Origin of the sequence: Cellulosimicrobium cellulans, from assembly GCF_016921195.1 — a bacterium.
Taxonomy (GTDB): domain Bacteria; phylum Actinomycetota; class Actinomycetes; order Actinomycetales; family Cellulomonadaceae; genus Cellulosimicrobium; species Cellulosimicrobium cellulans_F.
This window is the reverse complement of sequence record NZ_JAFGYF010000005.1, coordinates 176,125-200,299: the sequence shown is the minus strand read 5'-3', so window position 1 is coordinate 200,299 and position 24,175 is coordinate 176,125. Positions and strand designations below refer to the sequence as shown.

The window sequence follows — 24,175 nt, the reverse complement described above, 5'->3', positions numbered from 1 at the left end:
CGTCAGCGCAGCGCGTCGGCCGCGGCGCACACGGCGACGACGTCGAACCGGACGGTGCGGCGATCCACCGGCACCCAGCCCGGCTCGTGACCGAACAGCACGGCCCACGGGAGCGCGCCGGACGACACGTGCTCGCGCGCGTGGTCGTGCGCCCGGGCGTCCGCGACCTCCCGCTCGACGGCATCCTCCAGCGCCACGAGCTCGGCCCGCACCGCCTCGCCCTTCTCCGTGAGGCGGCGCGTCCGTCCGGGCTCGAGGTAGCCGTCGCGGCGCGCGGCCCGCACGACCTCGCTCGCCGCCGCACGCAGCCGGGCACGCAGGCCCTCGTCGGCCGGGTCGAGCACGACGCGCGCCCCCGGCCCGGCCCGGTCGCCGAACACCGCCGACAGGGCGATGCGCTCGCGTTCGGAGCCGGGGACCGGGTCGAGGAGGGTGAGCGCCGGGGGCGACCCGGGCGCCGTCGGCTCCGCCCGGACGAGACCGGTCAGCGCGAGGCTCAGCACCTGCGCGGCGAGCGCGTGCTCGGGACGGCGCAGGACGACCGCGGCGAGGAGCAGGTCGGCCACGGTTCCGACGATACGGCGGCGAGGTCCGCGGCGGAGGGCGACGGGTCGCCCGTCAGGAGTTCTGGATCTCCTCGACGCCCTGGACGAACTCGAAGTGCCACGGCTCGTAGGCGCCGCTGCCGCCACGCTTGGCCCAGGCGGGGTTGGCCCAGCCGTAGGTGGCGCCGTTCTGGTTGATCCACGCGTAGACCTCGCGCGAGCCGGTCTCGATCGAGCAGAGGTCGATCGCGAGCCCCCACCCGTGCATGGACCAGCCGGGAGGTGCCGCGAACGCGCCGCGGGAGGACTTGAGCGAGACCTGCGTCGAGAGCGTGCGGTACGAGGAGACGAGACACAGGTCGCGGCCGAACGTCGCCCGGAAGGCCTCGTTCATGGCCGACAGCGCGACGGCCGCGTCGGGCCGCAGGTGCTCGCCGGCCTGCCAGAGCTCGCACAGCGCGTGCTCGTCGAGCTTGCCGTTGGTGCCCGCGGGGCGGACCGTGGGGTCGCAGCCGGGGAGCGGGTCGCGCGCGGCGGACCGGGAGGCGGCCTCGCGCCGCACCTCGACACGGGGCGCGGCCGCGACGCTCGGGGAGACGGCGGGCGCCGTCGACCCCGCGGTCGCGAGGTCGAGCGCGCTGGGACCCAGCGGTCGGGTCTCGGGTTCGAAGGGAGATCCGGTGCCCAGGCCGTCGTCCGCGCCGGCGGAGAGGGGCATCGCGATCGTCGCGGCGGCGAGGGTCCCGAGAACGGCGACCCGCGGCATCCAGCGGTGCTGGCTGGAGACCTGCGCCTGGGGGCGACGACGGCGGGAGCCCTGCTCCGCCTCACGCCGTGCCCGTCGGGACTCGAGGGCGGGTGCGGTCTGCTGCGACTCCACCCGCCACCTGCCTCTCACGCTTCCGGGTGGCTCTCTGGCCACCGACGACCGACCAATCACGGAACAGTAACGAAGCACTCCGGCGATGCCAAGTCCCCTGCTCAGCACCGGGAACCGACCCCCGCGGGCCCGTCACGGACGACGCTGCATGGCGTCACGCACCTCCCCCACGAGCTCCTCGAGGATGTCCTCGAGGAACACGACGCCGAGAGCGCCTCCGCCCTCGGGCCCGTCGACGCGCGCGAGGTGCGCCCCCGACCTCTGCATCGCCCGGAGCGCGTCCTCGACCTCGTCGCCCGGTGCGGCCGTCGCGAGCGCGCGCACGCGCCAGGACGGGACGGGCGTCGAGCGCGTCGTCTCGTCCGCGTAGAGCACGTCCTTGACGTGGAGGTAGCCCACGAGCTCGCCCGACGCGTCGGCGACGGCGAACCGCGAGAACCCGGTCTTGGCGACGAGACGCTCGACCTCCTCGGGCGTGCACCCCTCGGTGACGGTCACGAGGTCGGCGACCGGGACCATGACGTCCTGCGCGGTCCGCTCGGAGAACTCGATCGCCCCCGAGAGCAGGCCCTGCTCGTCCCGAAGGACGCCCTCGGCCTGCGAGTGCTCGACGATCGACTGGACCTCCTCCGCGGTGAAGGCGGAGGCGACCTCGTCCTTGGGCTCGACGCCCGTCGCGCGCACCGCGTGGTTCGCGAGCCAGTTGAGCGCGACGATGACGGGCCGCAGCACGCGCCCGATCCACACGAGCGGCGGACCGAACCACATGACCGCCGTCTCGGGACCCGCGACGGCGAGATTCTTGGGGACCATCTCGCCGAGCACCACGTGGAGGTAGACGACGATCGCGAGCGCGACGACGAAGGCGACGGGGTGCGCGAGCGACGTGCTCACGCCGAGGGCGTGGAGCGGGTCCTCGATGAGGTGCGCGAGCGCAGGCTCCGCGACGACACCGAGGCCCGTGGAGCAGACCGTCACGCCGAGCTGGGCGCACGCGAGCATGAGGGACACGTTCTCCATCGCCCACAGGACGGTCTGCGCCCGGCGGTTCCCCTGCGCGGCGAGCGGCTCGATCGCCGAGCGGCGCGCGGAGATGACGGCGAACTCGGCACCGACGAAGAACGCGTTGCCCGCGAGCAGGAGGACGGCCACGAGGAGCGCGGTGGTCGAGCTCACGACTCCACCTCCACCGGCGTCGCCCGGACCGAGAGTCGCTCGACCCGCCGGCCCTCCATGGCCTCCACGCGCAGCACGACGCGGTCCCGCGCGTCGCCCGCGGCGACCTCGTCGCCCGGCACGGGCACGCGCCCGAGCCGCGCCATGACCAGGCCGCCGAGCGTCTCGTAGGCACCGTCCTCGGGCACGCGCAGGCCCGTCACCTCGGTGAGCTCGTCGGGGCGCATGACGCCCGGCACCAACCAGGAACCGTCCGCGCGCCGGGCGGCGCCGGAGCGGCGGGGGTCGTGCTCGTCGGCGACGTCGCCCACGAGCTCCTCGACGACGTCCTCGAGCGTCACGACGCCGGAGGTGCCGCCGTACTCGTCGACGACGACCGCCATCTGCAGCCCGAACCCGCGCAGCTCGACGAGCAGCGGACCGAGCCGGACGGTCTCGGGGACCCGGGGCGCCTCGACCATGAGCGCGGCCGCCGGCACCTCGTCGCGGCGCTCGTACGGGACGGCGACGGCACGGCGCAGGTGGACCAGCCCGACGACGTCGTCCCGGTCCTCGCCGATCACGGGGAACCGGGAGTGGCCGGTCCGCCGAGCGGCGTCGACGACGTCCGCGGCTGTCGTGTCCCGGTCCACCACCACCATCCGCATGCGGTCGGTCATGACGTCGACGGCGCTCAGCTCGTCCAGCTCGATGGAGTTGGTGAGGAGCGTCGCGACGGACACGTCCAGCGTGCCCTCCTGGGCGGAGCGGCGCACGAGCGCGGCGAGCTCGGACGCCGAGCGAGCGCCCGACAGCTCCTCGCGCGGCTCGACGCCGACGCGCCGCAGGATCGCGTTCGCCGACCCGTTGAGCACGGCGATGACGGGCCGGAACAGCTTGGTGAACTGGCGCTGCACCGGCACGACCTGCCGGGCCGTCGCGTAGGGGGCGCTCAGGGCGAAGTTCTTCGGGATGAGCTCGCCGAAGAGCATCGAGACGAAGTTCACCACGACGAGGGCCAGGACGCCGGCGAGGACGGCGGACGCGGCACGGCCGAGCGCCGTCGCGGCGAGCCCCGCCCCGAACAGCGAGAGCAGCGCGGGCTGGGCCGTGTAGCCGAGGAGGATCGTCGTGAGCGTGATGCCCACCTGCGCCGAGGACAGCTCGGTCGACAGGTGCTTGAGACCGGCACGTACGCTCCGGTCTCGCCGGTCGGCGCCCGTCTTCTTGCCGGACGGCGGGGAGCCGCGTCTGTCGCCCTCCTGGTCGGGGTCGTCACCGGCGGGGAGGACCGCGGGGTCGAGGGTGACCAGCGAGAACTCGCTGGCCACGAAGACGGCGGTGCCTGCGGTGAGGAGCACCCCGAGCGCGACCATGACCCAGTCGCCTACCACGAGGTGCTCCACCGATATCGAGAGGTGCTCTTCATCGTGCCGACGATGCTAGCGCCCGCTCCCCCCGGACCGCCCGGCCGTGCGGCGTCGGGGTGCCGGGCGGCGGCGAAATCCGGCCGACCTGGGCCGACGTGTGCCACGCTGTATCCCATGGCAGATCCGAGGGCAGCGAGCGCATCACCGACCGGCGCGGGCGCCGGTCCCGTCCCGGGCCGCGGGCCCGTGCCCACGACGGCACCCCTGGCCGGCGGCACCCCGCAGCAGACAGCCACGGTCCTCGTCGTCGAGGACGAGCCGGCCATCGCGACCGCGATCGCGCAGCGCCTGAGCGCGGAGGGCTGGCGCGTCGAGGTCGCGCGCGACGGGCTGTCCGGCGTCGACGCCGCCACGAGGCTGCGCCCCGACGTCATCGTGCTCGACGTCATGCTCCCCGGCATCGACGGCCTCGAGGTGACCCGGCGCATCCAGGCCGAGCAGCCCGTGCCGATCCTCATGCTCACCGCGCGCGACGACGAGACCGACATGCTCATCGGGCTCGGCGTCGGTGCGGACGACTACATGACGAAGCCCTTCTCGATGCGCGAGCTCGTCGCGCGCATCAAGGCGCTGCTGCGTCGCGTCGACCGCGCCACGCAGGCCGCGAGCGCCGCCCCGACCGACCCTCCCATGACGGTCGGCGACGTGACCATCGACAAGGCCCAGCGCCGCGTCTACCGCGCGGGCGAGGAGGTCCACCTCACGCCCACCGAGTTCGAGCTCCTCGTCATGCTGGCGAGCTCGCCCAAGACCGTGCTCACGCGCGAGCGCCTCCTCGCGGAGGTGTGGGACTGGGCCGACGCGAGCGGGACGCGCACCGTCGACTCGCACATCAAGGCCCTGCGCCGCAAGCTCGGCGCCGACCTCATCCGCACGGTGCACGGCGTCGGCTACGCGTTCGAGCCGCCCGCCGGATGACCTCCCACCCCGCTGCCCCTGTCGACCCGGCCGACGGTGCGGGCCGGGGCCCGGGCGGGGCGACGAGCGCCCCGGCGCGGAACGGCCCCCACCGGGCGCACACGATCCGCCCGCACCTGCCCGACGTCCGGCCGCTCGACTCGTTCCGCTCGCTGAAGATCAAGCTCGGCGTGCTCGTGGCCGCGACCGTCACGCTCGCGGTCCTCATCACCTGGATCGGGCTCCAGAACCAGCTCGGGCCGTCGCGCACGTTCCCGCTCGCGATCGTCCTGTCGCTGCTGCTGACCCAGCTCCTCGCGCGCGGGATGACGTCGCCGCTGCGTGAGATGACGGCGGCGGCGCGCGCCATGGCCGACGGCGACTACACGCGGCGCGTGCGGGCGACGAGCCGTGACGAGGTGGGTCAGCTCGCCGTCGCGTTCAACGTCATGGCGGAGGACCTCGCGACGAGCGACCAGGTGCGCCGCGAGCTCATCGCGAACGTGTCGCACGAGCTCCGGACGCCGATCGCGGCGCTCCAGGCGCAGCTCGAGAACGTCGTCGACGGCGTCACGCAGCCGACGCCCGCGACCATGGAGATGGCCCTGGCGCAGACGGAGCGCCTCACGCGCCTCGTCTCCTACCTCCTGGACCTGTCGCGCATCGAGGCCGGCGCGGCCGCCCTCAACATCACCGAGATCGACGTGGGCGACTTCCTCGAGGAGAACGCCGAGGCGGTGTCGATGGTGGAGGCAGGCAAGGAGCTGCGGTACGTCGTCGACGTCACGCCGCCCGACCTCGTGCTCGAGGCGGACCGCGAGCGCCTGCACCAGGTCGTGACGAACCTCCTCCAGAACGCGATCCGGCACTCACCCCAGGGGGGCGAGATCCGGCTCGAGGCGTACCCCGTGGACGACGACGTCGTGCTCGAGATCGTGGACGAGGGCCCGGGGATCGCGAAGGAGGACCGCGAGCGCATCTTCGAGCGCTTCGCCCGGGCCAGCGCGACGGGCACGCACACGACGACGGGCGGCTCGACGGGCGGGACGGGCATCGGCCTGGCGATCGTCCGGTGGGCGATCGACCTGCACGGCGGGCGGATCGAGGTCGCGGACTCGCGCAGCGGCGCGACGATGCGCGTCACGCTCCCGGCGCACGCGCGGGCCGTCGAGCCGGACCCTCTCGACGACGGCCCCGCCGCCGGCCCGGAGGAGCCGACGACGCCCTGAGCACACGCCGACGACGCGGGCAGCGGACGCCGGCGGTGCGTGAGATCCGTCACACCGCGGGCGGCGGATACCTCAGGATGGCCTGGAATTCCGCGATCTTGCCCTCCGACGAGGTGCGCGTGGGGTCGCGTTTGCCTGCCCCAGACGCGGCGTGAAGAACCCGCGAACAGGCCGCGCGCGAACGCCCGGCGCAGCCCCCCGGGCCGCCGTCGAGGGCCTAGGCTGGAGAGGTCCGGGATCCGGACGAGTCTGTGCCGACGTCGGGCGTCGCGCCTCCGGTGTGCCGTCACGCGTCTGCTCGCAGACTGTGACCGACAGCGACCTGTGTGTGAAAGTGGGCGATCCTCGCGTGTCCCCGAAGGCTGAGTCAGAGGCGATCAGCGACGCAAGCTCCGTGTTCGGAGCGAACGAGTGGCTCGTCGACGAGCTGTACGAGCAGTACCTCCAGGACAAGAACGCGGTGGACCCCGCGTGGTGGGACTTCTTCGAGGACTACCGTCCGGCGGAGCGTGCCGAGACAGCCACGACGACGGCGGACGCGCCGGCCGCGCCCGTGAACGGCGCGTCCCCGGCACCCGCCGCGCCCCCGGCGGCGCCCGCCGCACCGGCCGCTCCCGCCGCCGTGACGGACGGCTCGGCCGCCGCCGAGGCGGCGCAGCGCGTCAAGCCGCCGAAGCTTCCGGCCGACCCGGCGGTCAACGCCGCGGTCGAGGCCGTGCACGCCTCGCGCCCCGTCGCGACCGCCCAGCCCGCCACCGCGCCGTACGCTCAGGTCCCGGCCCGCAAGGTCGCCGGCGCCCCGACGGCCGAGGCGGAGACCGTCGCGGACGACGTGCAGAAGCTCCGCGGTCCCGCGGCGCGCGTCGTGACGAACATGGAGGCCAGCATCCAGGTGCCGACGGCGACGTCGGTCCGCGCGGTGCCGGCCAAGCTCATGGTCGACAACCGGATCGTCATCAACAACCACCTCGCGCGCGGTCGCGGCGGCAAGATCTCGTTCACGCACCTCATCGGGTTCGCGCTCGTCGAGGCGCTGGCCGACATGCCGGTGATGAACGCGAGCTACACGCAGGTCGACGGCAAGCCGGCGGTCAACCAGCCCGCGCACGTGAACTTCGGTCTCGCGATCGACCTGGCCAAGCCGGACGGGTCCCGCCAGCTCCTCGTCCCGAGCATCAAGAAGGCCGAGACGATGGACTTCGCCCAGTTCTGGGCGGCCTACGAGGACCTCGTGCGTCGCGCACGCGGCGGCAAGCTCGGCGTCGACGACTTCGCGGGCACGACGATCTCGCTCACCAACCCGGGCGGCATCGGCACCGTGCACTCGGTGCCGCGCCTCATGCAGGGCCAGGGAACGATCATCGGCGTCGGCGCGATGGACTACCCGGCGGAGTTCGCGGGCGCCTCGACCGAGCGGCTCGCGCGCCTGGGCATCTCGAAGGTCCTGACGATCACGTCGACCTACGACCACCGCATCATCCAGGGCGCGCAGTCCGGCGAGTTCCTGCGGATCCTGTCGCAGAAGCTCCTCGGCGAGGACGGCTTCTACGACCGCGTGTTCGCCGCGCTGCGCATCCCCTACGAGCCGGTGCGCTGGGTGCGCGACAACACGACGGACGCCGAGATCGAGGCGGCCAAGCCGGCGAAGATCGCGGAGCTCATCCACTCCTACCGCTCGCGCGGTCACCTCATGGCGGACACCGACCCGCTCGCGTACCGCCAGCGCAAGCACGGGGACCTCGACATCCAGAACCACGGCATGACGCTGTGGGACCTCGACCGCACGTTCCCCACGGGCGGCTTCGGCGGCAGGTCGAAGTCCTCGCTGCGCGACATCCTCGGGCTGCTGCGCGACTCCTACTGCCGCACCGTCGGGGTGGAGTACATGCACCTCGCCGACCGCACGCAGCGCAAGTGGCTCCAGGAGCGCCTCGAGTCCGGGTACGCGCGCACGCCGCGCGAGGACCAGCTCCGCATCCTGCGCCGCCTGAACTCGGCCGAGGCGTTCGAGACGTTCCTGCAGACCAAGTTCGTCGGGCAGAAGCGCTTCTCGCTCGAGGGGGGCGAGGCGCTCATCCCGCTGCTCGACGCGATCCTGTCGAAGGCGGCGGAGAACGGCCTCGACGAGGTCGGCATCGGCATGGCCCACCGCGGCCGGCTCAACGTGCTCGCCAACATCGCGGGCAAGAGCTACGCGCAGATCTTCGCGGAGTTCGAGGGCAACCTCGACCCGAAGAGCGTCCAGGGCTCGGGCGACGTGAAGTACCACCTCGGCACCGAGGGCGTCTTCACCGCCGAGACCGGCGCGACGACGAAGGTGTACCTCGCGGCGAACCCGTCGCACCTCGAGGCGGTCGACCCGGTGCTCGAGGGCATCGTGCGCGCCAAGCAGGACCGCATCGACCTGGGCGGCGACGGGTTCTCCGTCCTGCCGATCCTCATCCACGGCGACGCGGCCTTCGCGGGCCAGGGCGTCGTGCCCGAGGTGCTCAACCTCGCGCAGCTGCGCGGGTACCGCACCGGCGGCACCGTGCACGTCATCATCAACAACCAGGTCGGCTTCACCACGGGCCCGTCGTCGTCCCGCTCGACGACGTACGCGACCGACGTCGCCAAGGGTTACCAGGTCCCGATCTTCCACGTGAACGGGGACGACCCCGAGGCGTGCGTGCGCGTCGCGGAGCTGGCCTTCGCGTTCCGCGAGCAGTTCGACCGCGACGTGATCATCGACATGATCTGCTACCGCCGCCGCGGTCACAACGAGGGCGACGACCCCTCGATGACGCAGCCGCTCATGTACAACCTCATCGAGGCGAAGCGCTCGGTGCGCAAGCTGTACACCGAGAACCTCGTCGCGCGCGGCGACATCACGCTCGAGGAGGCCGAGCACGTCCTCCAGGACTACCAGGCCCAGCTCGAGCGCGTGTTCACCGAGACCAAGGAGGGCGGCTTCACGCCCGCCGCGGACCGCGAGCCGGTCGCCGGTCTCGAGCGCCCGGAGTCCCAGCTCGAGGACGCCGGCACGATGGTCGGCTGGAAGACGGCGATCGACCGCTCGGTCCTCGAGCGCGTCGGCCAGGTGCACGTCGCGCCGCCGGAGGGCTTCACCGTCCACCCCAAGCTCGCGCAGCTCCTCGAGAAGCGTCGGCAGATGTCCGTCGAGGGCGGCATCGACTGGGGCTTCGGCGAGCTCGCCGCGTTCGGCTCGCTCCTCGTCGAGGGCACGCCCGTGCGCCTCGCCGGTCAGGACTCGCGCCGCGGGACGTTCGTGCAGCGCCACGCCGTCCTGCACGACCGCGAGACGGGCGCCGAGTGGACGCCGCTGCTGTACCTGTCGGCGGACCAGGCCAAGTTCTGGGTCTACGACTCGTCCCTGTCCGAGTACGCCGCGCTCGGCTTCGAGTACGGCTACTCCGTCGAGCGCCCCGACGCGCTCGTGCTGTGGGAGGCCCAGTTCGGCGACTTCGTCAACGGCGCCCAGACGGTGATCGACGAGTTCATCTCGTCCGCCGAGCAGAAGTGGGGCCAGTACTCCTCGGTCGTCATGCTCCTGCCCCACGGCTACGAGGGCCAGGGGCCGGACCACTCGTCCGCGCGCATCGAGCGGTTCCTCCAGCTCGCCGCCGAGGACAACATGACGATCGCGCAGCCGTCGACGCCCGCGTCGTACTTCCACCTGCTGCGACGCCAGGCGTACGCCCGCCCGCGTCGTCCGCTCATCGTCTTCACGCCGAAGCAGCTGCTGCGCCTCAAGGCGGCCGCGTCGAGCGTCGAGGACTTCACGACCGGCACGTTCCGTCCGGTGATCCCGGACGCGACGGCCGACCCCGCGAAGGTCGACCGCGTGCTCCTGTGCACGGGCCGCGTCTACTACGACCTGCTGGCCGAGCGCACCAAGCGCGGTGACGAGGGCGTGGCGCTCGTCCGGCTCGAGCAGCTCTACCCGCTCGACGTCGACGGCATCCGGGCCGAGCTCGCGAAGTACCCGGGCGCCGAGGTCGTGTGGGTCCAGGACGAGCCCGAGAACCAGGGCGCCTGGTCGTTCGTGCACATCAACCTGCCGGAGGACCTGCCTCGCGTGAGCGTCGTCTCGCGCCCGGCCTCGGCGTCCACGGCGGCCGGCACGGCGAAGAAGCACCAGGCTGAGCAGGCCGTGCTGCTCGAGCAGGCGTTCGCCCGCTGACGCCCCCGGGCCCCCTCGTGCCCTGACGGACGAAGGCCCCCTCCGCTCGGAGGGGGCCTTCGTCGTGCACGGCGGGGCCGGGGGCCGCGGACCTACCAGCGGTCGTGGATCTTCGCGCGCAGGTACTGGTCGTAGATCTCCCGGACACCGGAGGTGAACAGCGGTCCGAGCACCTCTGCGCCGCCCGCCGCGGCGTTGGCTCGCGCCTGCTCGACGCTGCGCGCGCCAGGGATGACGGTGGACACGCCCGGCTGCTGCCAGACCCAGGCGATCGCGACCTGGGCGGGCGTGAGATCCTGCCCGACGACCTCCTGCACGAGCGTGGAGAACTCGCTCGCCGCCTGGACGCCCGTCTCGAAGTCGACGCCGGAGAACGTCTCACCGACGTCGAACGCGCTGCCGTCGCGGTTGTACGTGCGGTGGTCGTCGGCCGCGAAGGTGGTGTCCCTGGTGTACTTCCCGGACAGCAGGCCGGACGCGAGCGGCACGCGCGCGATGATGCCGACCCCGGCCTCCGAGGCCGCGGGCAGGACGGCGTCGAGCGGCTTGAGCCGGAACGCGTTGAGGATGATCTGCACCGTCGCGACGCCGGGTCGCGCGATCGCCGTGAGCGCCTCGTCGACCGTCTCGACGCTCACGCCGTAGCTCGCGATCGCTCCCTCGGCGACCAGGGTGTCGAGGCCGTCGTACACCTCGTCGCGCGAGTACACCGCCGTCGGGGGGCAGTGGAGCTGCACGAGGTCGAGACGGTCGGTCCGCAGGTTGCGACGCGAGCGGTCGGTCCACTCGCGGAACTTCGCGAGCGTGTAGTTGTCCGCGTCCTGCGCCTCGCGGCGGCCCATCTTCGTCGCGACGGTGATCCCGTGGCCCGGGTTGTCCGCGAGGTAGCCGCCGATGATCTGCTCGCTGCGCCCGTCGCCGTAGACGTCCGCGGTGTCGAAGAACGTCACGCCGGCCTCGGCGGAGGCGTCGAGCACGGCGCGCGCGTCGTCCTCGCTCACGTCGCCCCAGTCGGCGCCGAGCTGCCAGGTTCCCAGTCCGACGACCGAGACGAGCCGTCCCGTCCGCCCGAGCACCTGTCGTTCCATCGTTCCTCCTCGTGCTGCGTCGGGTACGCCGGGAGACACACCCGGGCACCGAGTCTGACTGGCGAGAGCGCATCGCGCACGCTCGCACGCCGAGTACCGTATGTGAGCGTGAACACCCATGCCCCCTCGGGAACCCAGGTCCGCATCTCCCACGGAGACCACGCAGTGACGATCACCGAGGTCGGAGCGGCCGTGCGCGAGTACACGGTCGGCGGGCGACCCGTCTTCACGCCGTTCGCGGAGGACGAGGTCGCGCCCGCGTTCAACGGCGCGGTCCTGCTCCCCTGGCCCAACCGTCTGCGCGACGGCGCCTACGAGGTGGACGGCACGACGTACCAGGTGCCCGTGTCGGAGCCCGAGCGCGGCACCGCGCTGCACGGGCTCGCGTGCTGGCAGCGCTGGGCCGTCGTCGAGCACGAGACGTCGCACGCGGCGCTCGAGCTGCACCTGCCGCCGTCGCCCGGCTACCCGTTCGACCTCGTCACGCGCGTGACCTACTCGCTCGACGACGCGGGGCTGCGCGTCCACGTGCGCACGACGAACGTCGGCGCCGCGACCGCCCCGTACGGCATCGGCTTCCACCCCTGGCTCTCGGCCGACGGCGCGGACCTCGACGAGTGCACGCTGCGCCTCGACGCCGCGACGCGCGTCACGACCGACGAGCGGCTCCTGCCCACCGGCACCGAGCCCGTCGCGGGGAGCTACGACCTCCGCGAGCCGCGCCTGCTCGCGGGCGTCGACCTGGACGACGCCTACGTCGACGTGCTGCGCGACGCCGACGGGCTGTCGTGGATCCGTCTCGCCGCTCCCGACGGACGCACGTCCGCCGTCTGGATGGACGGTTCGATGGACACCTGGCAGGTCTGCACGGGAGACCACGTCGGGGACGTCGCGTTCCGCCGGTCCGGGGTCGCGGCGGAGCCCATGAGCTGCATCGCGGACGCGTTCCGCACCGGCGAGCGCCTCGTGCGGCTCGAGCCGGGCGCCTCCCACGAGGTCACCTGGGGCGCGACGCTGCTCTGACCCGACGCCCGGTGGGCGGTCCGTCCGGAATGCCCGGCTGGACACGCCGTCCCCGCAGGGCGGTTTCGCCCCGTGCCGCCCGCGTCGGGGAGAATGGCGCCCGTGGAAGACGCGGTGAGTCGAGAGGTACGGATCTGCGTCGTCGGCGACGAGCTGAGCGCCGGCGTCGGCGACGCGAAGGCCCTGGGGTGGGCGGGACGCGTCGTCGCGCGCACACGCTTCCCCCAGCCGGCGTACGTGTTCCCGCTCGCCATCCCCGGCGAGACGACGACGGCGCTCAGCCAGCGCTGGGAGGCGGAGACGGCGCGCCGGTTCTCCCCCGAGCCGGACGTGGACAACCGCCTCGTCATCGGCCTCGGTCGCCACGACCTCGACGCCGGGCTCTCGGTCGCGCGCTCGCGCCTCAACCTCGCCAACGTGCTCGACGTCGCGGAGTCGCACCGGTTGCCGACGTTCGTCGTGGGCCCCCCGCCGGGGCACGCGCAGGACGCCGAGCGGCTCGCCGAGCTCTCGCACGCCTTCTCGGACGTCGCGAACCGGCGCCGCGTGCCGTACGTCGACACGTTCAGCCCGCTCGTGACGCACGAGCAGTGGCTCGCGGACCTCGCGCAGAGCGGCAACGGCTTCCCCGGCCAGGCGGGCTACGGGCTCATGGCGTGGCTCGTGCTGCACACGGGCTGGCACGCCTGGCTGGGCCTGCCGGACGACACGGTGTGACCCCGCCCCCACGACGACGGCCCGCCGCCCCGGAGACCCCGGGGTGACGGGCCGTCGTCGCGCGCGGGCGTCAGCCGCGCGAGACGGTGAGGTCGCCCGACACGGTGTTCGCCGAGACGTACGCGCCGCGGGCGCCGGGCTGGTCGACGTGGTCGACGGACGTCGTGCGCTGCGCGGCGGAGTCCAGGCGGACGCCGTCGAGCACGGCCTTGCCCGTGACGCTGCGGGCCTTGAGGTTCACCGGCGAGCCGGCGCCGAGGCGCACGGCCACGTCGCCCGAGACCGTGCGCGCGTCGACGAGAGGCGTGCTCTCCCGTGCGACGACCTCGACGCCGCTCGTCACGGTGTTCACGGACACGCGGCCCAGCGTCCCGCCGAGCGTGACCGCGCCGGACGCGGTGCTCACGTGGACGTCGCCGACGTGCTCGCCGACGTCCACGGCGCCGGTCGCCGTCTTGATCGACGCCGTGCCCGACACGCCCTGCACGCGGACGGCGCCCGTCGCGGTCGTCACGGACAGGTCCGCCTGCGTGCCGAGGACGCTCGCGCTCGCTCGTGCGGTCGTCACCTTGACCGGCACGTGCGCGGGGACCGTGAGGCGCACGACGGCGCGGTCCTTGTCGCGCAGGCCCTTGGCCCGCTCGACGATGCCCTCGACGCCGGCGAAGTCGTAGCCGACGCGTAGCTCGCCGTCGTGCGCGCTGACCTGGAGCGGACGCTCCGACACCTCGCTGACGTCGAGGTGCGCCCCGGCCTCGCGGGAGGGGTCGGCGACGACGTCGACCGACCCGTCGGTGAGCTGGACGACGACGCGCCGGACGTCGGCGACGTCGACGGTCTGGGGGGCGTTGATGACCCAGGACTCGGTGCTCATGCGCTTCTCCTCGTTCGGTTCTCTGGTGCGGGGTGCGTTCGTCGAGAGGTTCTCGTGACGGTCGGTCAGGGCAGGGTCGCTCGCACGGCCTTGCGCGCGCTGTCGAGCACGGTGCGCAGGGTGTCGACCGTGAGCTCCGAGACCACGTTCGCGGCGTCCGCGCGCCGCAGGTCCGCGCGCACGTCCTCGCGGAACCGCTGCAGCACGGCCTCGGCCTCCATCCGCCACGCGTAGGACTCACGACGGCGCGGGTCCGGGCCGCCGTCGCGCGGGCGAGCGCGGGCCGTCTGCGCGGCGGCCGCGAGCTCGGCACGCAGGCCTTTCAGCGAGCCCTGCACGTCGGCACGCAGCGCCTCGGCGCGCTGGCGCACCGTCTCGGCGATGCCGTGCTCCAGCGCGGCGACGTCCCCGCGACGCGCCTCGATCTCCGCGCGCCCGGCGGGGGTGAGCTCGTAGGTCGTCTTGCGGCCGTCGGCGCTGCGGTGCACGAGGCCCTCGTCCTCGAGCCGCGCCAGGCGGGGGTAGATCGTCCCGGCGCTCGGTCGGTACGTGCCGCCGAAGCGCTCGGAGAGCTCGGTGATGAGCTCGTAGCCGTGCTTGGGCCCGGCGTCGAGGAGCGCCAGCAGGTAGAGCCGGAGCTCCCCGTGCGCGAAGACGGTGGCCATCAGCGGTCCACCGGCCCGCCCGACGACGCCGTGCCTCGCGGCCCCGGGCTCCCCCACGCGGGGGCGTCCGTGTCGGCCGGGGCGTCCTCGACCGGGTCCGTGTCCCACGGGGTCTCGTCCGGCGCCCCGCGCAGGACGGTCACGTCGCCGGAGACGGCGGAGACGCGGACCGGGGAGCCCTTCCCGTACCGCGCGGGCTGGTGGAACGAGCGCGCGGAGCCGCGCTGCTCGGTGCCGTCGACGAGGAGGCGCCCGCTCACGCAGCGGATCGCGTAGTCCATCGCGTCGGGGTCGGGCAGGCGCACGAGCACGTCGGCGGAGACGGCGCTCACGGTGATCTCCGACGGCGTCGTGCGGGTGTCCACGGTGACGGACCCCGAGACCGAGTCGAGACGGAGCGAGTGCAGCGAGCCGGTCGCCGTGAGGCCGCCCGACACCGAGTCCATGCGGACCGGGCCGTCGTGCTCGCTCGCCGAGACCTCGCCCGAGACCGTGTCGACGCGGAGCTCGCCGCGCGTGCGGCTCGTCATCACCGAGCCGGAGACGGTCGCCAGCCGGGCGCCGTCGCGCACCCCAGCGACGAGCGCCTCGCCCTGCACGGTCGCGAGCTTGACCTGCGTCGTCGCCGGCACGGCGACGTGCACGTCCGCCGCGTCCTTGCCGGTGTAGGTGCGGAAGCGCTCGAGGAAGCCCTTCCAGCCCGCGACGAAGGGACCGTAGCCCACGCGGAGCGTCGTCCCCTCGAGACGCACCTCCAGAGGGCGCCCGACCACCGAGTGGACCTCGACGCGCGTGTCCGTGCGCGCCGGGTCGTCGTGCGCGACGACGTCGACGCGCCCGCCGATGACGGTCGCGTCGAGCGTCCGCACGCGCGCCAGGTCGATGGCCTGCGGACCCGTGACGGTCCAGCTCTCCTGCGTCATCCTGTGCTCCGTCCGTGGTCGCGTCCTGTGCGGCCGCGACGGCGACACCGCGAGGACACTCGCGATATATCTCGTTCCTCCAGACACGATATATCGCGTGCTCGACCCTGGCAAGGGATCGCGTGTGGGACGATGGGAGGCGGACTTGACCCGCCGGGACCGGCGGGGCTCCCCCGATCGTCAGGAGAACACCATGAGCAAGCGCGGACGCAAGCGTCGTAGCCGCAAGGGCAACGCCGCGAACCACGGCAAGCGCCCCAACGCCTGAGACGGCGCACCCCCGCGGGGGACGACGAGAGGGCCCGTACCGACGACGTCGGTACGGGCCCTCTCCCGTTCTCGCTCCGGGCGGCGCTGACGCGCGCCCCGGGCCTCAGCGGGTCTCGACGACCGTGGTCGTCGTCGTGACCATGACCGTGAGCTGCGTGTGGATCCGCTCCCGCAGCCCCGCGGGCGCCTTCTCGTGGCACGAGCGGCGCACGAGCTGCTTGACGAGCTCCTCGATGCTCAGCTCGGCCAGGCACGGCGAGCAGTGCGCGACGTGCTGGCGCATGCGCAGCTCGTCGTCCGGCGTCATCTCCGAGTCCAGGTACTCGTACAGGTGCGTGAGCGCGTGCTCGCACTCGGACTCGCCCGCGGTCGAGTGCGGGATCGGGGTCACCTGCTCATCGACGGCGCCCCGCCCGGGCTCACGGATCTCTGACGTGCTCACGACTCACCTCCGGGGCTCTTGGCCCCCACCAGTCCTCGCCTCGCGGCGTAGTCGGCCAGCAGCTCGCGCAGCTGGCGCCTGCCTCGGTGCAGGCGGGACATGACCGTGCCGATCGGTGTCCCCATGATCTCCGCGATCTCCTTGTACGGGAAGCCCTCGACGTCCGCGTAGTACACGACCATGCGCCGGTCCTCGGGCAGCTCCTGCAGCGCGCGCTTGACGTCCGAGTCCGGCAGGCGGTCGAGCGCCTCCGCCTCGGCGGAGCGCAGCCCCTGCGACGTGTGCGACGCCGCACGCGCGATCTGCCAGTCCTCGACGTCGTCCGTCTGAGCCTGCTGCGGCTCGCGCTGCTTCTTGCGGTACGTGTTGATGAACGTGTTCGTGAGGATGCGGTACAGCCACGCCTTGAGGTTCGTGCCCGGCCGGTACTGGTGGAACGCCGCGAACGCCTTCGCGAACGTCTCCTGCACCAGGTCCTCGGCGTCCGACGGGTTGCGCGTCATGCGCAGCGCCGCGGAGTACAGCTGGTCGAGGTACTGCAGCGCGTCCTGCTCGAACCGTGCGGCGCGCGCGGCGTCGCTCTCGGTCTGCGGCGCGCGGTTCGTGTCCTCGGCGTCCGTGTCCGTGGGCAGCGTCGCGCCCTCGACCGGCGTCGTTCCCGACGCCGTCGCGGGGCTGCCGGAGACGTCGCTGCCGGAGATTCGCTCTGTCATCAACAACGAGCCTAGTCCCCCGTTCGTCTGGGTGTTCGATGAGGCGACCCGCGCACCGCTCGGCACCGACCACGCGGCGGCGAACGCGGCGTCCGACGCCGGTGTCCCCGGGGTCGGCGGCACGGCCCGGGCGGCGGGTACGGGGGTCTCGAGGAGGGCGGTCACGAGTGGTGCAACCTCGGCGTGGCCGCGCGCATTCCCGCGGGCCGCACGGTCCGTGGGTGGCGCCGACCCGGCGGTCGCGGCAGGCTGGGACCCACCGGTGGGCGCCCCAGGCGCGCGCCGGCGAGACACCGGCGATGAGGAGAAGAACCGATGCTGCTGCGTCACGTCGCGAGGCCCATGCTGGCCTCGTGGTTCGTCTACGACGGGCTCCAGGCCGCGCTCAAGCCCGCCGAGCACGTGCGAGCCGCGCGCTCGGGCGTCGAGCTCGTCGAGAAGAGCGCCGGCATCGAGGCTCCGCTCAGCGAGAAGCAGGTCGCGACGCTCGTGCGCGCGCACGGTGCGGCGACGGCCGTCGCCGGGCTGTTCCTCGCCGTCGGCAAGGCTCCCCGCACGGCCGCACTGACGCTCGCCGCGCTCACGGTGCCGCTGGCGGTCGTCAACCAGCCGTTCACCGGCGGGGAGGCGACGCGCGCCGAGCGCACGCGGAAGTTCGTCGCGAACGTCGGCGCGATCGGCGCGGCACTCATCGCGGGCGCGGACTACGAGGGCCGCCCGGGCGTGCAGTGGCGCCTGGCGAAGGCGCGGCACGACCTCGCGCTCGCGAAGCAGGCGAAGCAGGAAGCCGTGGTCTCCGGCGCCAAGGCTGCCGCGAAGGACGTCTCGGCCTCGGCACGAGGAGCCGCGAAGGGCGTGGGGCGCTCGGCGAAGCACGCCGCGAAGGAGGCGAGGCGATCGACGCGGCTCGCCGCGAAGGAGGCGGGACGCTCGGCACGGCGCGCCACGAAGGCCGCGCAGGAGGCCGCCGAGCACGCCGCGACCCTCGCCGCGGGTGCGGTGCACGACGCCGAGGCCGCGGTCCGCGCGAAGGTCGCCTGATGCGTTGGTGACGCGTCCGCGCGGCGGGACCCTCCGCCGTCGGGCGCGGTGCCTCCACTAGCCTGGAGGCCATGACGACCTCGCCCTCCGCCGCGCCCGTGCCCCCCGCCGTCGACGAGGGCTGGGCCGCGCCCACGGCGGGCGGGCCCCTCGACGCGACGGTCGAGGTCCCGGGGTCGAAGTCGCTGACGAACCGGCTGCTCGTGCTGGCCGCGCTCGCCGACGGCCCCGGGACGCTGCGCGGCGCGCTGCGCAGCCGCGACGCCGACCTCATGATCGCCGCCCTGCGCACGCTCGGCGTTGTCGTCGAGGAGGGCGCGTCCCCCAGCGAGCTGCTCGTCACCCCCGGCCCGCTCCGCGGCCCCGTGGAGGTCGACTGCGGCCTGGCCGGCACCGTCATGCGCTTCCTCCCGCCGCTCGCGGCGCTCGCCGACGGCGCGGTGCGGTTCGACGGCGACGCGGAGGCGCGCGTGCGGCCCATGGGCCCGGTGCTCGCCGCGCTCAGCGCCCTCGACGTGCCGGTCGAGGGCGACGGCGACCGGCTGCCGACGACGCTCCCCTTCACGATCCGCGGCCGCGGCCGGGTGCGCGGTGGGGCCGTCGACGTGGACGCGTCGGCGTCGAGCCAGTTCGTCTCCGGGCTCCTGCTGGCCGCCGCGCGCTACGACCAGGGCCTCACCGTCCGGCACATCGGCCACACGCTGCCGAGCATGCCCCACATCGAGATGACGGTCGAGGTCCTGCGCGAGGTCGGCGTCGTCGTCGACGACTCCCGGCCTGCCATCTGGCGCGTCGAGCCGGGGCCGATCGCGGCCCGCGACGTGCAGGTCGAGCCCGACCTGTCGAACGCCGCGCCGTTCCTCGCCGCCGCGCTCGTCGCGGGCGGCACCGTGCGCGTCACGGGCTGGCCGACGGAGACGACCCAGCCGGGCGCGATGGTCCCCGAGCTGCTCGAGTCGATGGGCGCGACCGCGTCGCTGGACGGCGACGTGCTCTCCGTGACGGGCACGGGCGAGGTGCGCGGCGTCGACGTCGACCTGCACGCCGCCGGCGAGCTCGCGCCGACGATCGCCGCGCTCGCCGCCCTCGCCGACTCCCCCAGCCGCCTGCGCGGCATCGCGCACCTGCGCGGGCACGAGACCGACCGTCTGGCCGCGCTCGCGACGGAGATCACGCGTCTCGGCGGGCAGGCGGAGGAGACGCGTGACGGTCTCGTCATCACCCCGCGCCCCCTGCACGGTGCGCTGTTCCGCACGTACCACGACCACCGCATGGCGACGTCCGCGGCCGTGATCGGCCTGCGCGTCCCGGGCGTGGGGGTCGAGAACGTCGAGACGACGGCCAAGACGCTGCCCGGGTTCGCGGGCATGTGGGAGCGCATGCTCGGAGGCGGGGCGGCAACCGGCACGGGAGCGGCGGCCCGCTGATGGCGCGTCGCGTCCCGGACGAGTCCGACTTCCGGTCGCGCCCGGGCAAGCGCAGCAGCCGCCCGCGCACCAAGCAGCGGCCCGAGCACGCCGACGCGGTCACGGGCTTCGTCACCGGCGTGGACCGAGGCCGCTACACGCTGCTCGTGGGCGACGACGGCAGCGGGGACGGCAGCGCGGTGCGCGCCGAGGACGAGCGCACGGTCCTCGCGATGAAGGCGCGCGAGCTCGGCCGCACGCGCATCGTGTGCGGGGACCGGGTGGACCTCGTCGGCGACGTGTCCGGGGACGACGGCTCGCTCGCCCGGATCGTCCGCATCCAGGACCGCTCGTCCGTGCTGCGGCGCACCGCGGACGACACCGACCCGTACGAGCGCGTGATCGTCGCCAACGCCGACCAGCTCGTCGTCGTCACGGCGCTCGCCGAGCCCGAGCCGCGCACGCGCATGATCGACCGGTGCGTGGTCGCCGCGTACGACGCCGGCATGGACGTCCTCCTGTGCCTCACGAAGGCCGACCTCGCCGACCCCGGTCCCCTGCGCGCGCTGTACGAGCCGCTCGGGGTGTCCGTCGTCGTGACGCGCCGCGCGCCCGACGGCCTCGCGCCGGACGGCTGGGCGATCGAGCCGCTCGACGCGGTGCGCGAGGCGCTGGCCGGGCGCACGTCGGTGTTCGTCGGGCACTCGGGGGTCGGCAAGTCGACGCTGGTCAACGCGCTCGTCCCGGACGCGCAGCGTGCGACGGGCCACGTCAACGACGTCACGGGCCGCGGCCGGCACACGTCGACCTCGGCCGTCGCGCTGCGCCTGCCCGGCGGCGGCTGGGTGATCGACACGCCCGGCGTGCGGTCGTTCGGCCTCGCGCACGTGCAGGTCGACCACCTGCTGCGCGCGTTCGAGGACCTCGACGCCGTCGCCGCGGACTGCCCGCGCGGGTGCACGCACCTCGACTACGCCCCGGACTGCGCGCTCGACGAGTGGGTCGCGGCGTCGCCCGACGACGAGACGCGCGCCGCGCGCGCCGCCCGGCTCGAGTCGTTCCGCCGGGTGCTCGCCTCGCGCACCGGCGCGGCCTGAGCCCGGACCGCGCGGCGCTCCCCACCACCGCGGCACGCACCGCTACGGTGTGAGCCATGACGCCCCCCTCGACGCGCGGCTACGACGACGACCTGCGCCTCGCCCACGTGATCGCCGACCAGGTCGACGCCCACACGATGTCCCGGTTCAAGGCCCTCGACCTGCACGTCGAGTCGAAGCCGGACTCGACGCCCGTGAGCGACGCCGACCGCACCGCCGAGGAGATCATCCGCAGCCAGCTCGGCCGGGCGCGCGGCCGCGACGCGATCGTCGGCGAGGAGTACGGCGAGACCGGCCACGGCGCCCGGCGCTGGATCGTGGACCCGATCGACGGGACCAAGAACTTCGTGCGCGGTGTCCCGGTGTGGGCGACGCTCATCGCGCTCGCCGACGGCGACGAGGTCGTCGTCGGGCTCGTCTCGGCGCCCGCGCTGGGTCGGCGCTGGTGGGCCGCGAAGGGCACCGGCGCGTGGACGGGCAAGTCGCTCGCCGCCGCGTCACGGCTGCAGGTGTCGGGCGTCTCGTCGTGGTCCGACGCGTCGCTCGCCTACGCGTCGCTCGACGGCTGGGAGGAGCGCGGCAAGCTCGAGCCGTTCCTCGACCTCATGCGCGACGCGTGGCGCACGCGCGGCTACGGCGACTTCTGGTCGTACATGCTCGTCGCCGAGGGCGCGGTCGACGCCGCGGCCGAGCCCGAGCTCGAGCTCTACGACATGGCCGCGCTCGTCCCCATCGTCACCGAGGCGGGCGGCCGGTTCACGTCGCTCGACGGCGCCGACGGGCCGTGGGGCGGCAACGCCGTCGCGACGAACGGCCTGCTCCACGACGAGGTGCTCGGCCGCCTCGGCTGACGCGGACCGCCGTCGGGCACCGCCCGGCTCCCGGCCGGTCGGCCGCTCCGCCCCGCGCAGCCGTCAGCCGCGCGGCACGTCCTTGAGCTCCGACCAGTCGTACCAGAGCAGGTCGCGCTCGTTGACGCGATCGATCGCCGCGTCCAGCGCGGCGTCGGCACCGGGGCCGTCGTCGTCGGCGGCGGCGAGCACCGCCTCGACGTCCTCGACCGCCTCGGGCTCGTCGACGTGCACGCAGACGATCGCGACGTCGGGCACGGTCCGCAGGATCTCGACCGCGCTCGGTGCCGGCGCGTCCTCGTCGTCCGAGTCGTCGCCGCCCACGACCTGCACCGCGCCGTCGGGCACCTCGAGCGTCACGACGAGCCGCTGGCGCGGCGCGTCCGGGCGCGCCGCGACGAGCGCGAGCGAGTCGTCCGCCGCCTCGAGCGCGGCCGCGTACTCAAGGCCCTCCTCGTCCTCGTCGGGCAGCGCGCGCGTCAGCGCGGCGGTCACGGCGTGGGCGCCGCGCGGGGCGACGCTCCAGCGGGCGGCGTCGGCGGTCACGCTGACGGCGTCGAGCTCGTCGAGCGTCGCGGGGAGGTAGATGCGCATGGGTTCAGTGTGCCGCCTCGAGCGCGAGTCCGTGCGCCGCACCACGCCCGGGCGGCGCCGCCTCCCGCACGTGCGCGGCGAGCCGCGCGAGGGCGCGACGGGCGGGGCTCGCGGGCGCCGACTCCGCGAGCGTCCGGCCCTCGCGGAGACCGAGGTCGACCGCGGCGTCCTCGGGCACGACGTGGAGGTCGTCGACGCTCGCATAGCGGGCCATCGCGTCGCGCACCGCTCGCTCGGGCCGGGGCCCGACGACGCTCGAGCGCACGCGGTTCACCACGACGACGCGCGCCGCGCCGACGCAGGCGCCCGTCTCGCCGAGCTCGTCGAGCGCACGGACCAGACGCTGGAGCCCGACGGGGTCGCCCGCGCCGACGACGACCACCACGTCCGCGGCCGCGAGCGCGCTCCACGTCGCGTCGTTGCGCTGCGGTGCCCGGGTGTCGTACGTCAGGAGCTCGTCCCGCTCGATCCCGAACCCGCAGTCGACGACCGTCCAGTCCGCGACGGACCGCCCGACTTCCCACACCGCGTCGAGCGACGCCCCGGGCAGCTCGGGCCACCGAGCCGCTCGGGTCAGCCCGGTGAGGACCCGGACCCGCGGCACGACGGTCGGGGCCAGGGCGAGCAGGCCCGCGGCGTCGAGCGCCCCCTGGCCCGCGCTCCGGGCCGCGGCGGCGAGCCCCGGTGACTCGTCCAGCAGGCCGAGGCGCTGGGCGACGCTCCCGCCGTACGTGTCCGCGTCGACGAGCAGGACCTCCGCGTCGGGTGCCGGCAGGACGGGGCCAGGGACGTCCCCGTCCGCGGAGCGCCGCGCCCGGCGCGGCGGACGGGTACGCCTCGCGGGCGCCGGTCCCGCGAGCTCGGCGGCGAGGTTCGTCGCCACGGTCGTACGACCGGGTGCGCCGGTCGGCCCCCACACGGCGACGGTCCGTCCTCGGCGGGGCTGGGGCCCGGGGTCCGTGGCGCCGGCGCCGACGGCCTCCCGGGGCGCACCGGGGGCACCCGTGGCCGCCTCGCGCGACGGCAGGACGGCCCGGACGACGTCGCGCAGCGTGTCCGGGGCGGAGTCCAGGTCGACGACCGCGTCGACCCCGAAGGCCCGCACCCGTCCCTCCTCCCACGTCCCGGCCGGGGCGAGCGCGACGATCCGGACGTCGTGGGCGTGCAGGTCGGCGACCGCCTGCCGGTCCAGCGCGGGCAGGTCGCACGACACGACGGCGACCCGGCCCGCACCCGCCGCCGCGGCGGCGAGCAGCTCGACGACGTCTGCGCACCGCCGCGTGACCTGGAGACCCGGGGCGGCGAGCGTCGTGACCACCTCGGCCTCGCGCGCGCCCCGGACCGCGCACAGGACGGTCGCGACCGCGGTCGCGCCGCTCATCCCGCACCCCCGACGGGGACGAGCGCGATCGTCCCGTCCCCGGCCACCGCCGCGAGCACGGCCGGGAGGTCGTCGACACCGACCAGGAGGTGGACCGTCGTCGGACCGCCCACGACGAGGGTGCCCTCGCCCTCGTCGACCTGCGCGACGGTGACGCCCCCGACGAGCAGCTCGGGCTGCGACGCCTCGTCCCCCGCGGTGGTGCCCGGCTCGGCACCGGCGGTCGGGGCGGGAGGCTCGGGGACGTACCAGACGTCGACCGCCGCCCCGGCGACGATCCGCTCCGAGAGGCCCGTCGTCACGGGGACCGCGACGGCGCGCACCGCGAGGTCGGCGGACGCGCCGAGCGACGACGCGGGGACCAGCTCGCCCGCGGCGACGGTCCGCAGGACGACGGCCTCGTCCGGGAGCCCGTCGGCCACGAGGAGGTAGCGGTCCGTCTGCGGCCCGAGCCGTACCTCGACCGCCCGCAGGTCCGCCGCGGTCACCGACGTACCGGGCGTCAGCGCCGCCCCGGCCGCGTAGACGGTGACGGTCCGGCTCGCGGTGCTCACGGCCCACGACCCGAGGGCCACGGACAGCGCGACCACCACGATCCCCACGAGGAGCCGCGGGTCCTTCCAGCCGGGCCGCCTCAGGCGCGCGGCGGGCCGTGGTGCCGGCTCGACCGCCACGGGTCGTTCCGTGGTCGTCGTCATCATCGATCTCCCCCTCGGTCGTCCGGCACGTCAGCCGTGCCGCGGCTTCATGATCCCGGGTCTGCGCCACCTG

At 74.3% G+C, this 24,175-nt stretch carries 23 protein-coding genes; 10 read left to right on the top strand and 13 right to left on the bottom strand.

What is annotated here, in order from left to right; all coding sequences use genetic code 11:
• Positions 1-2: 2 nt before the first annotated feature.
• The 4 genes from JN535_RS12725 to JN535_RS12710 all read right to left on the bottom strand — a co-directional run bounded on the left by JN535_RS12725 (position 3) and on the right by JN535_RS12710 (position 3,974).
• Positions 3-566 (bottom strand): hypothetical protein, encoded by a 564-nt coding sequence (locus tag JN535_RS12725; protein WP_205205909.1) that lies wholly within the window; start codon positions 564-566, stop codon positions 3-5.
• A gap of 52 nt (positions 567-618) precedes the next feature.
• A complete protein-coding gene (locus JN535_RS21275) occupies positions 619-1,425 on the bottom strand; it encodes a M15 family metallopeptidase (protein ID WP_307868673.1) in 807 nt (268 codons plus the stop codon).
• 132 nt (positions 1,426-1,557) lie between these two features.
• Positions 1,558-2,601 carry a hemolysin family protein gene (locus JN535_RS12715; protein WP_205205908.1) on the bottom strand — a complete coding sequence of 348 codons (1,044 nt, stop codon included), beginning with the start codon at positions 2,599-2,601 and terminating at the stop codon, positions 1,558-1,560.
• Positions 2,598-3,974, bottom strand: coding sequence for a hemolysin family protein (locus tag JN535_RS12710; RefSeq protein WP_205205907.1), 1,377 nt, complete (start codon positions 3,972-3,974; stop codon positions 2,598-2,600). The genes JN535_RS12715 and JN535_RS12710 overlap by 4 nt, the downstream gene beginning before the upstream one ends.
• Positions 3,975-4,124: 150 nt before the next feature.
• On the opposite strand from JN535_RS12710, the gene JN535_RS12705 reads away from it, so the two are divergent.
• The 3 genes from JN535_RS12705 to JN535_RS12695 all read left to right on the top strand — a co-directional run bounded on the left by JN535_RS12705 (position 4,125) and on the right by JN535_RS12695 (position 10,319).
• The gene (locus tag JN535_RS12705) at positions 4,125-4,928 is read left to right on the top strand and encodes a response regulator transcription factor (RefSeq protein WP_240201069.1); all 804 of its coding nucleotides are present in this window, start codon (positions 4,125-4,127) and stop codon (positions 4,926-4,928) included.
• Entirely contained in the window at positions 4,925-6,136 is a 1,212-nt protein-coding gene (locus JN535_RS12700) for a sensor histidine kinase (protein ID WP_205205906.1), read from the top strand. The genes JN535_RS12705 and JN535_RS12700 overlap by 4 nt, the downstream gene beginning before the upstream one ends.
• A gap of 394 nt (positions 6,137-6,530) precedes the next feature.
• Complete coding sequence (locus JN535_RS12695) at positions 6,531-10,319, top strand: multifunctional oxoglutarate decarboxylase/oxoglutarate dehydrogenase thiamine pyrophosphate-binding subunit/dihydrolipoyllysine-residue succinyltransferase subunit (protein ID WP_374100503.1); 3,789 nt, start codon at positions 6,531-6,533, stop codon at positions 10,317-10,319.
• Between the two features lie 92 nt (positions 10,320-10,411).
• Here the strand turns inward: JN535_RS12695 and JN535_RS12690 are convergent, their stop codons facing one another.
• A complete protein-coding gene (locus tag JN535_RS12690) occupies positions 10,412-11,407 on the bottom strand; it encodes an aldo/keto reductase (protein WP_205205904.1) in 996 nt (331 codons plus the stop codon).
• Between the two features lie 102 nt (positions 11,408-11,509).
• Here JN535_RS12690 and JN535_RS12685 point away from each other — a divergent pair, with 102 nt between their 5' ends.
• On the top strand, positions 11,510-12,430 hold the full coding sequence (locus JN535_RS12685) for an aldose 1-epimerase family protein (RefSeq protein ID WP_205205903.1): 921 nt from the start codon (positions 11,510-11,512) through the stop codon (positions 12,428-12,430).
• Positions 12,431-12,523: 93 nt separating this feature from the next.
• Positions 12,524-13,147 carry a GDSL-type esterase/lipase family protein gene (locus JN535_RS12680; protein ID WP_205205902.1) on the top strand — a complete coding sequence of 208 codons (624 nt, stop codon included), beginning with the start codon at positions 12,524-12,526 and terminating at the stop codon, positions 13,145-13,147.
• A gap of 70 nt (positions 13,148-13,217) precedes the next feature.
• Here the strand turns inward: JN535_RS12680 and JN535_RS12675 are convergent, their stop codons facing one another.
• The 3 genes from JN535_RS12675 to JN535_RS12665 form a co-directional block, all read right to left on the bottom strand.
• The gene (locus JN535_RS12675) at positions 13,218-14,021 is read right to left on the bottom strand and encodes a DUF4097 family beta strand repeat-containing protein (protein WP_205205901.1); all 804 of its coding nucleotides are present in this window, start codon (positions 14,019-14,021) and stop codon (positions 13,218-13,220) included.
• Between the two features lie 65 nt (positions 14,022-14,086).
• Positions 14,087-14,686, bottom strand: coding sequence for a PadR family transcriptional regulator (locus JN535_RS12670; RefSeq protein WP_205205900.1), 600 nt, complete (start codon positions 14,684-14,686; stop codon positions 14,087-14,089).
• Positions 14,686-15,609 (bottom strand): DUF4097 family beta strand repeat-containing protein, encoded by a 924-nt coding sequence (locus JN535_RS12665; RefSeq protein WP_205205899.1) that lies wholly within the window; start codon positions 15,607-15,609, stop codon positions 14,686-14,688. The genes JN535_RS12670 and JN535_RS12665 overlap by 1 nt, the downstream gene beginning before the upstream one ends.
• Before the next feature lie 193 nt (positions 15,610-15,802).
• Here JN535_RS12665 and JN535_RS21710 point away from each other — a divergent pair, with 193 nt between their 5' ends.
• Positions 15,803-15,877: a 50S ribosomal protein bL37 gene (locus tag JN535_RS21710; RefSeq protein ID WP_099052597.1), complete on the top strand. Its 75-nt coding sequence runs from the start codon at positions 15,803-15,805 to the stop codon at positions 15,875-15,877.
• A gap of 105 nt (positions 15,878-15,982) precedes the next feature.
• Here the strand turns inward: JN535_RS21710 and rsrA are convergent, their stop codons facing one another.
• Both rsrA and JN535_RS12655 read right to left on the bottom strand, forming a co-directional pair.
• A complete protein-coding gene (gene rsrA, locus JN535_RS12660) occupies positions 15,983-16,321 on the bottom strand; it encodes a mycothiol system anti-sigma-R factor (RefSeq protein ID WP_307868670.1) in 339 nt (112 codons plus the stop codon).
• Complete coding sequence (locus JN535_RS12655) at positions 16,318-17,034, bottom strand: sigma-70 family RNA polymerase sigma factor (protein ID WP_240201068.1); 717 nt, start codon at positions 17,032-17,034, stop codon at positions 16,318-16,320. Before JN535_RS12655 ends, rsrA begins: the two co-directional genes overlap by 4 nt.
• 315 nt (positions 17,035-17,349) lie before the next feature.
• Between JN535_RS12655 and JN535_RS12650 the strand changes: the two genes are divergently transcribed.
• From JN535_RS12650 to hisN, 4 genes are all read left to right on the top strand, one after another.
• Complete coding sequence (locus JN535_RS12650; protein ID WP_205205898.1) at positions 17,350-18,075, top strand: DoxX family membrane protein; 726 nt, start codon at positions 17,350-17,352, stop codon at positions 18,073-18,075.
• 71 nt (positions 18,076-18,146) lie between these two features.
• The gene (gene aroA, locus JN535_RS12645) at positions 18,147-19,502 is read left to right on the top strand and encodes a 3-phosphoshikimate 1-carboxyvinyltransferase (protein WP_205205897.1); all 1,356 of its coding nucleotides are present in this window, start codon (positions 18,147-18,149) and stop codon (positions 19,500-19,502) included.
• The gene (gene rsgA, locus JN535_RS12640) at positions 19,502-20,578 is read left to right on the top strand and encodes a ribosome small subunit-dependent GTPase A (protein WP_205205896.1); all 1,077 of its coding nucleotides are present in this window, start codon (positions 19,502-19,504) and stop codon (positions 20,576-20,578) included. Before aroA ends, rsgA begins: the two co-directional genes overlap by 1 nt.
• Before the next feature lie 56 nt (positions 20,579-20,634).
• Positions 20,635-21,429: a histidinol-phosphatase gene (gene hisN / locus JN535_RS12635; protein WP_205205895.1), complete on the top strand. Its 795-nt coding sequence runs from the start codon at positions 20,635-20,637 to the stop codon at positions 21,427-21,429.
• Positions 21,430-21,492: 63 nt separating this feature from the next.
• Here hisN and JN535_RS12630 read toward each other — a convergent pair whose 3' ends face one another.
• From JN535_RS12630 to JN535_RS12620, 3 genes are read right to left on the bottom strand one after another with little or no spacing between them, the layout of a single operon-like run.
• Positions 21,493-22,023: a DUF6912 family protein gene (locus JN535_RS12630; RefSeq protein WP_205205894.1), complete on the bottom strand. Its 531-nt coding sequence runs from the start codon at positions 22,021-22,023 to the stop codon at positions 21,493-21,495.
• A gap of 4 nt (positions 22,024-22,027) precedes the next feature.
• Positions 22,028-23,404, bottom strand: a complete 1,377-nt coding sequence (locus JN535_RS12625; RefSeq protein WP_240201067.1) for a hypothetical protein — start codon at positions 23,402-23,404, stop codon at positions 22,028-22,030.
• Positions 23,401-24,105, bottom strand: a complete 705-nt coding sequence (locus tag JN535_RS12620) for a hypothetical protein (protein WP_240201066.1) — start codon at positions 24,103-24,105, stop codon at positions 23,401-23,403. The genes JN535_RS12625 and JN535_RS12620 overlap by 4 nt, the downstream gene beginning before the upstream one ends.
• Positions 24,106-24,175 lie beyond the last annotated feature (70 nt).

Bases quoted from the DNA above. Each gene is read 5' to 3' on its own strand.
- JN535_RS12655 (WP_240201068.1), bottom strand. From the start codon at position 17,034: ATGACAGAGCGAATCTCCGGCAGCGACGTCTCCGGCAGCCCCGCGACG.
- JN535_RS12630 (WP_205205894.1), bottom strand. From the start codon at position 22,023: ATGCGCATCTACCTCCCCGCGACGCTCGACGAGCTCGACGCCGTCAGC.
- JN535_RS12620 (WP_240201066.1), bottom strand. From the start codon at position 24,105: ATGATGACGACGACCACGGAACGACCCGTGGCGGTCGAGCCGGCACCA.
- JN535_RS12675 (WP_205205901.1), bottom strand. From the start codon at position 14,021: ATGAGCACCGAGTCCTGGGTCATCAACGCCCCCCAGACCGTCGACGTC.
- JN535_RS12705 (WP_240201069.1), top strand. From the start codon at position 4,125: ATGGCAGATCCGAGGGCAGCGAGCGCATCACCGACCGGCGCGGGCGCC.
- hisN (WP_205205895.1), top strand. From the start codon at position 20,635: ATGACGCCCCCCTCGACGCGCGGCTACGACGACGACCTGCGCCTCGCC.
- JN535_RS12650 (WP_205205898.1), top strand. From the start codon at position 17,350: ATGCTGCTGCGTCACGTCGCGAGGCCCATGCTGGCCTCGTGGTTCGTC.
- aroA (WP_205205897.1), top strand. From the start codon at position 18,147: ATGACGACCTCGCCCTCCGCCGCGCCCGTGCCCCCCGCCGTCGACGAG.
- JN535_RS12670 (WP_205205900.1), bottom strand. From the start codon at position 14,686: ATGGCCACCGTCTTCGCGCACGGGGAGCTCCGGCTCTACCTGCTGGCG.
- JN535_RS12700 (WP_205205906.1), top strand. From the start codon at position 4,925: ATGACCTCCCACCCCGCTGCCCCTGTCGACCCGGCCGACGGTGCGGGC.
- JN535_RS12680 (WP_205205902.1), top strand. From the start codon at position 12,524: ATGGCGCCCGTGGAAGACGCGGTGAGTCGAGAGGTACGGATCTGCGTC.
- JN535_RS12665 (WP_205205899.1), bottom strand. From the start codon at position 15,609: ATGACGCAGGAGAGCTGGACCGTCACGGGTCCGCAGGCCATCGACCTG.
- JN535_RS12625 (WP_240201067.1), bottom strand. From the start codon at position 23,404: ATGAGCGGCGCGACCGCGGTCGCGACCGTCCTGTGCGCGGTCCGGGGC.
- rsgA (WP_205205896.1), top strand. From the start codon at position 19,502: ATGGCGCGTCGCGTCCCGGACGAGTCCGACTTCCGGTCGCGCCCGGGC.
- JN535_RS12690 (WP_205205904.1), bottom strand. From the start codon at position 11,407: ATGGAACGACAGGTGCTCGGGCGGACGGGACGGCTCGTCTCGGTCGTC.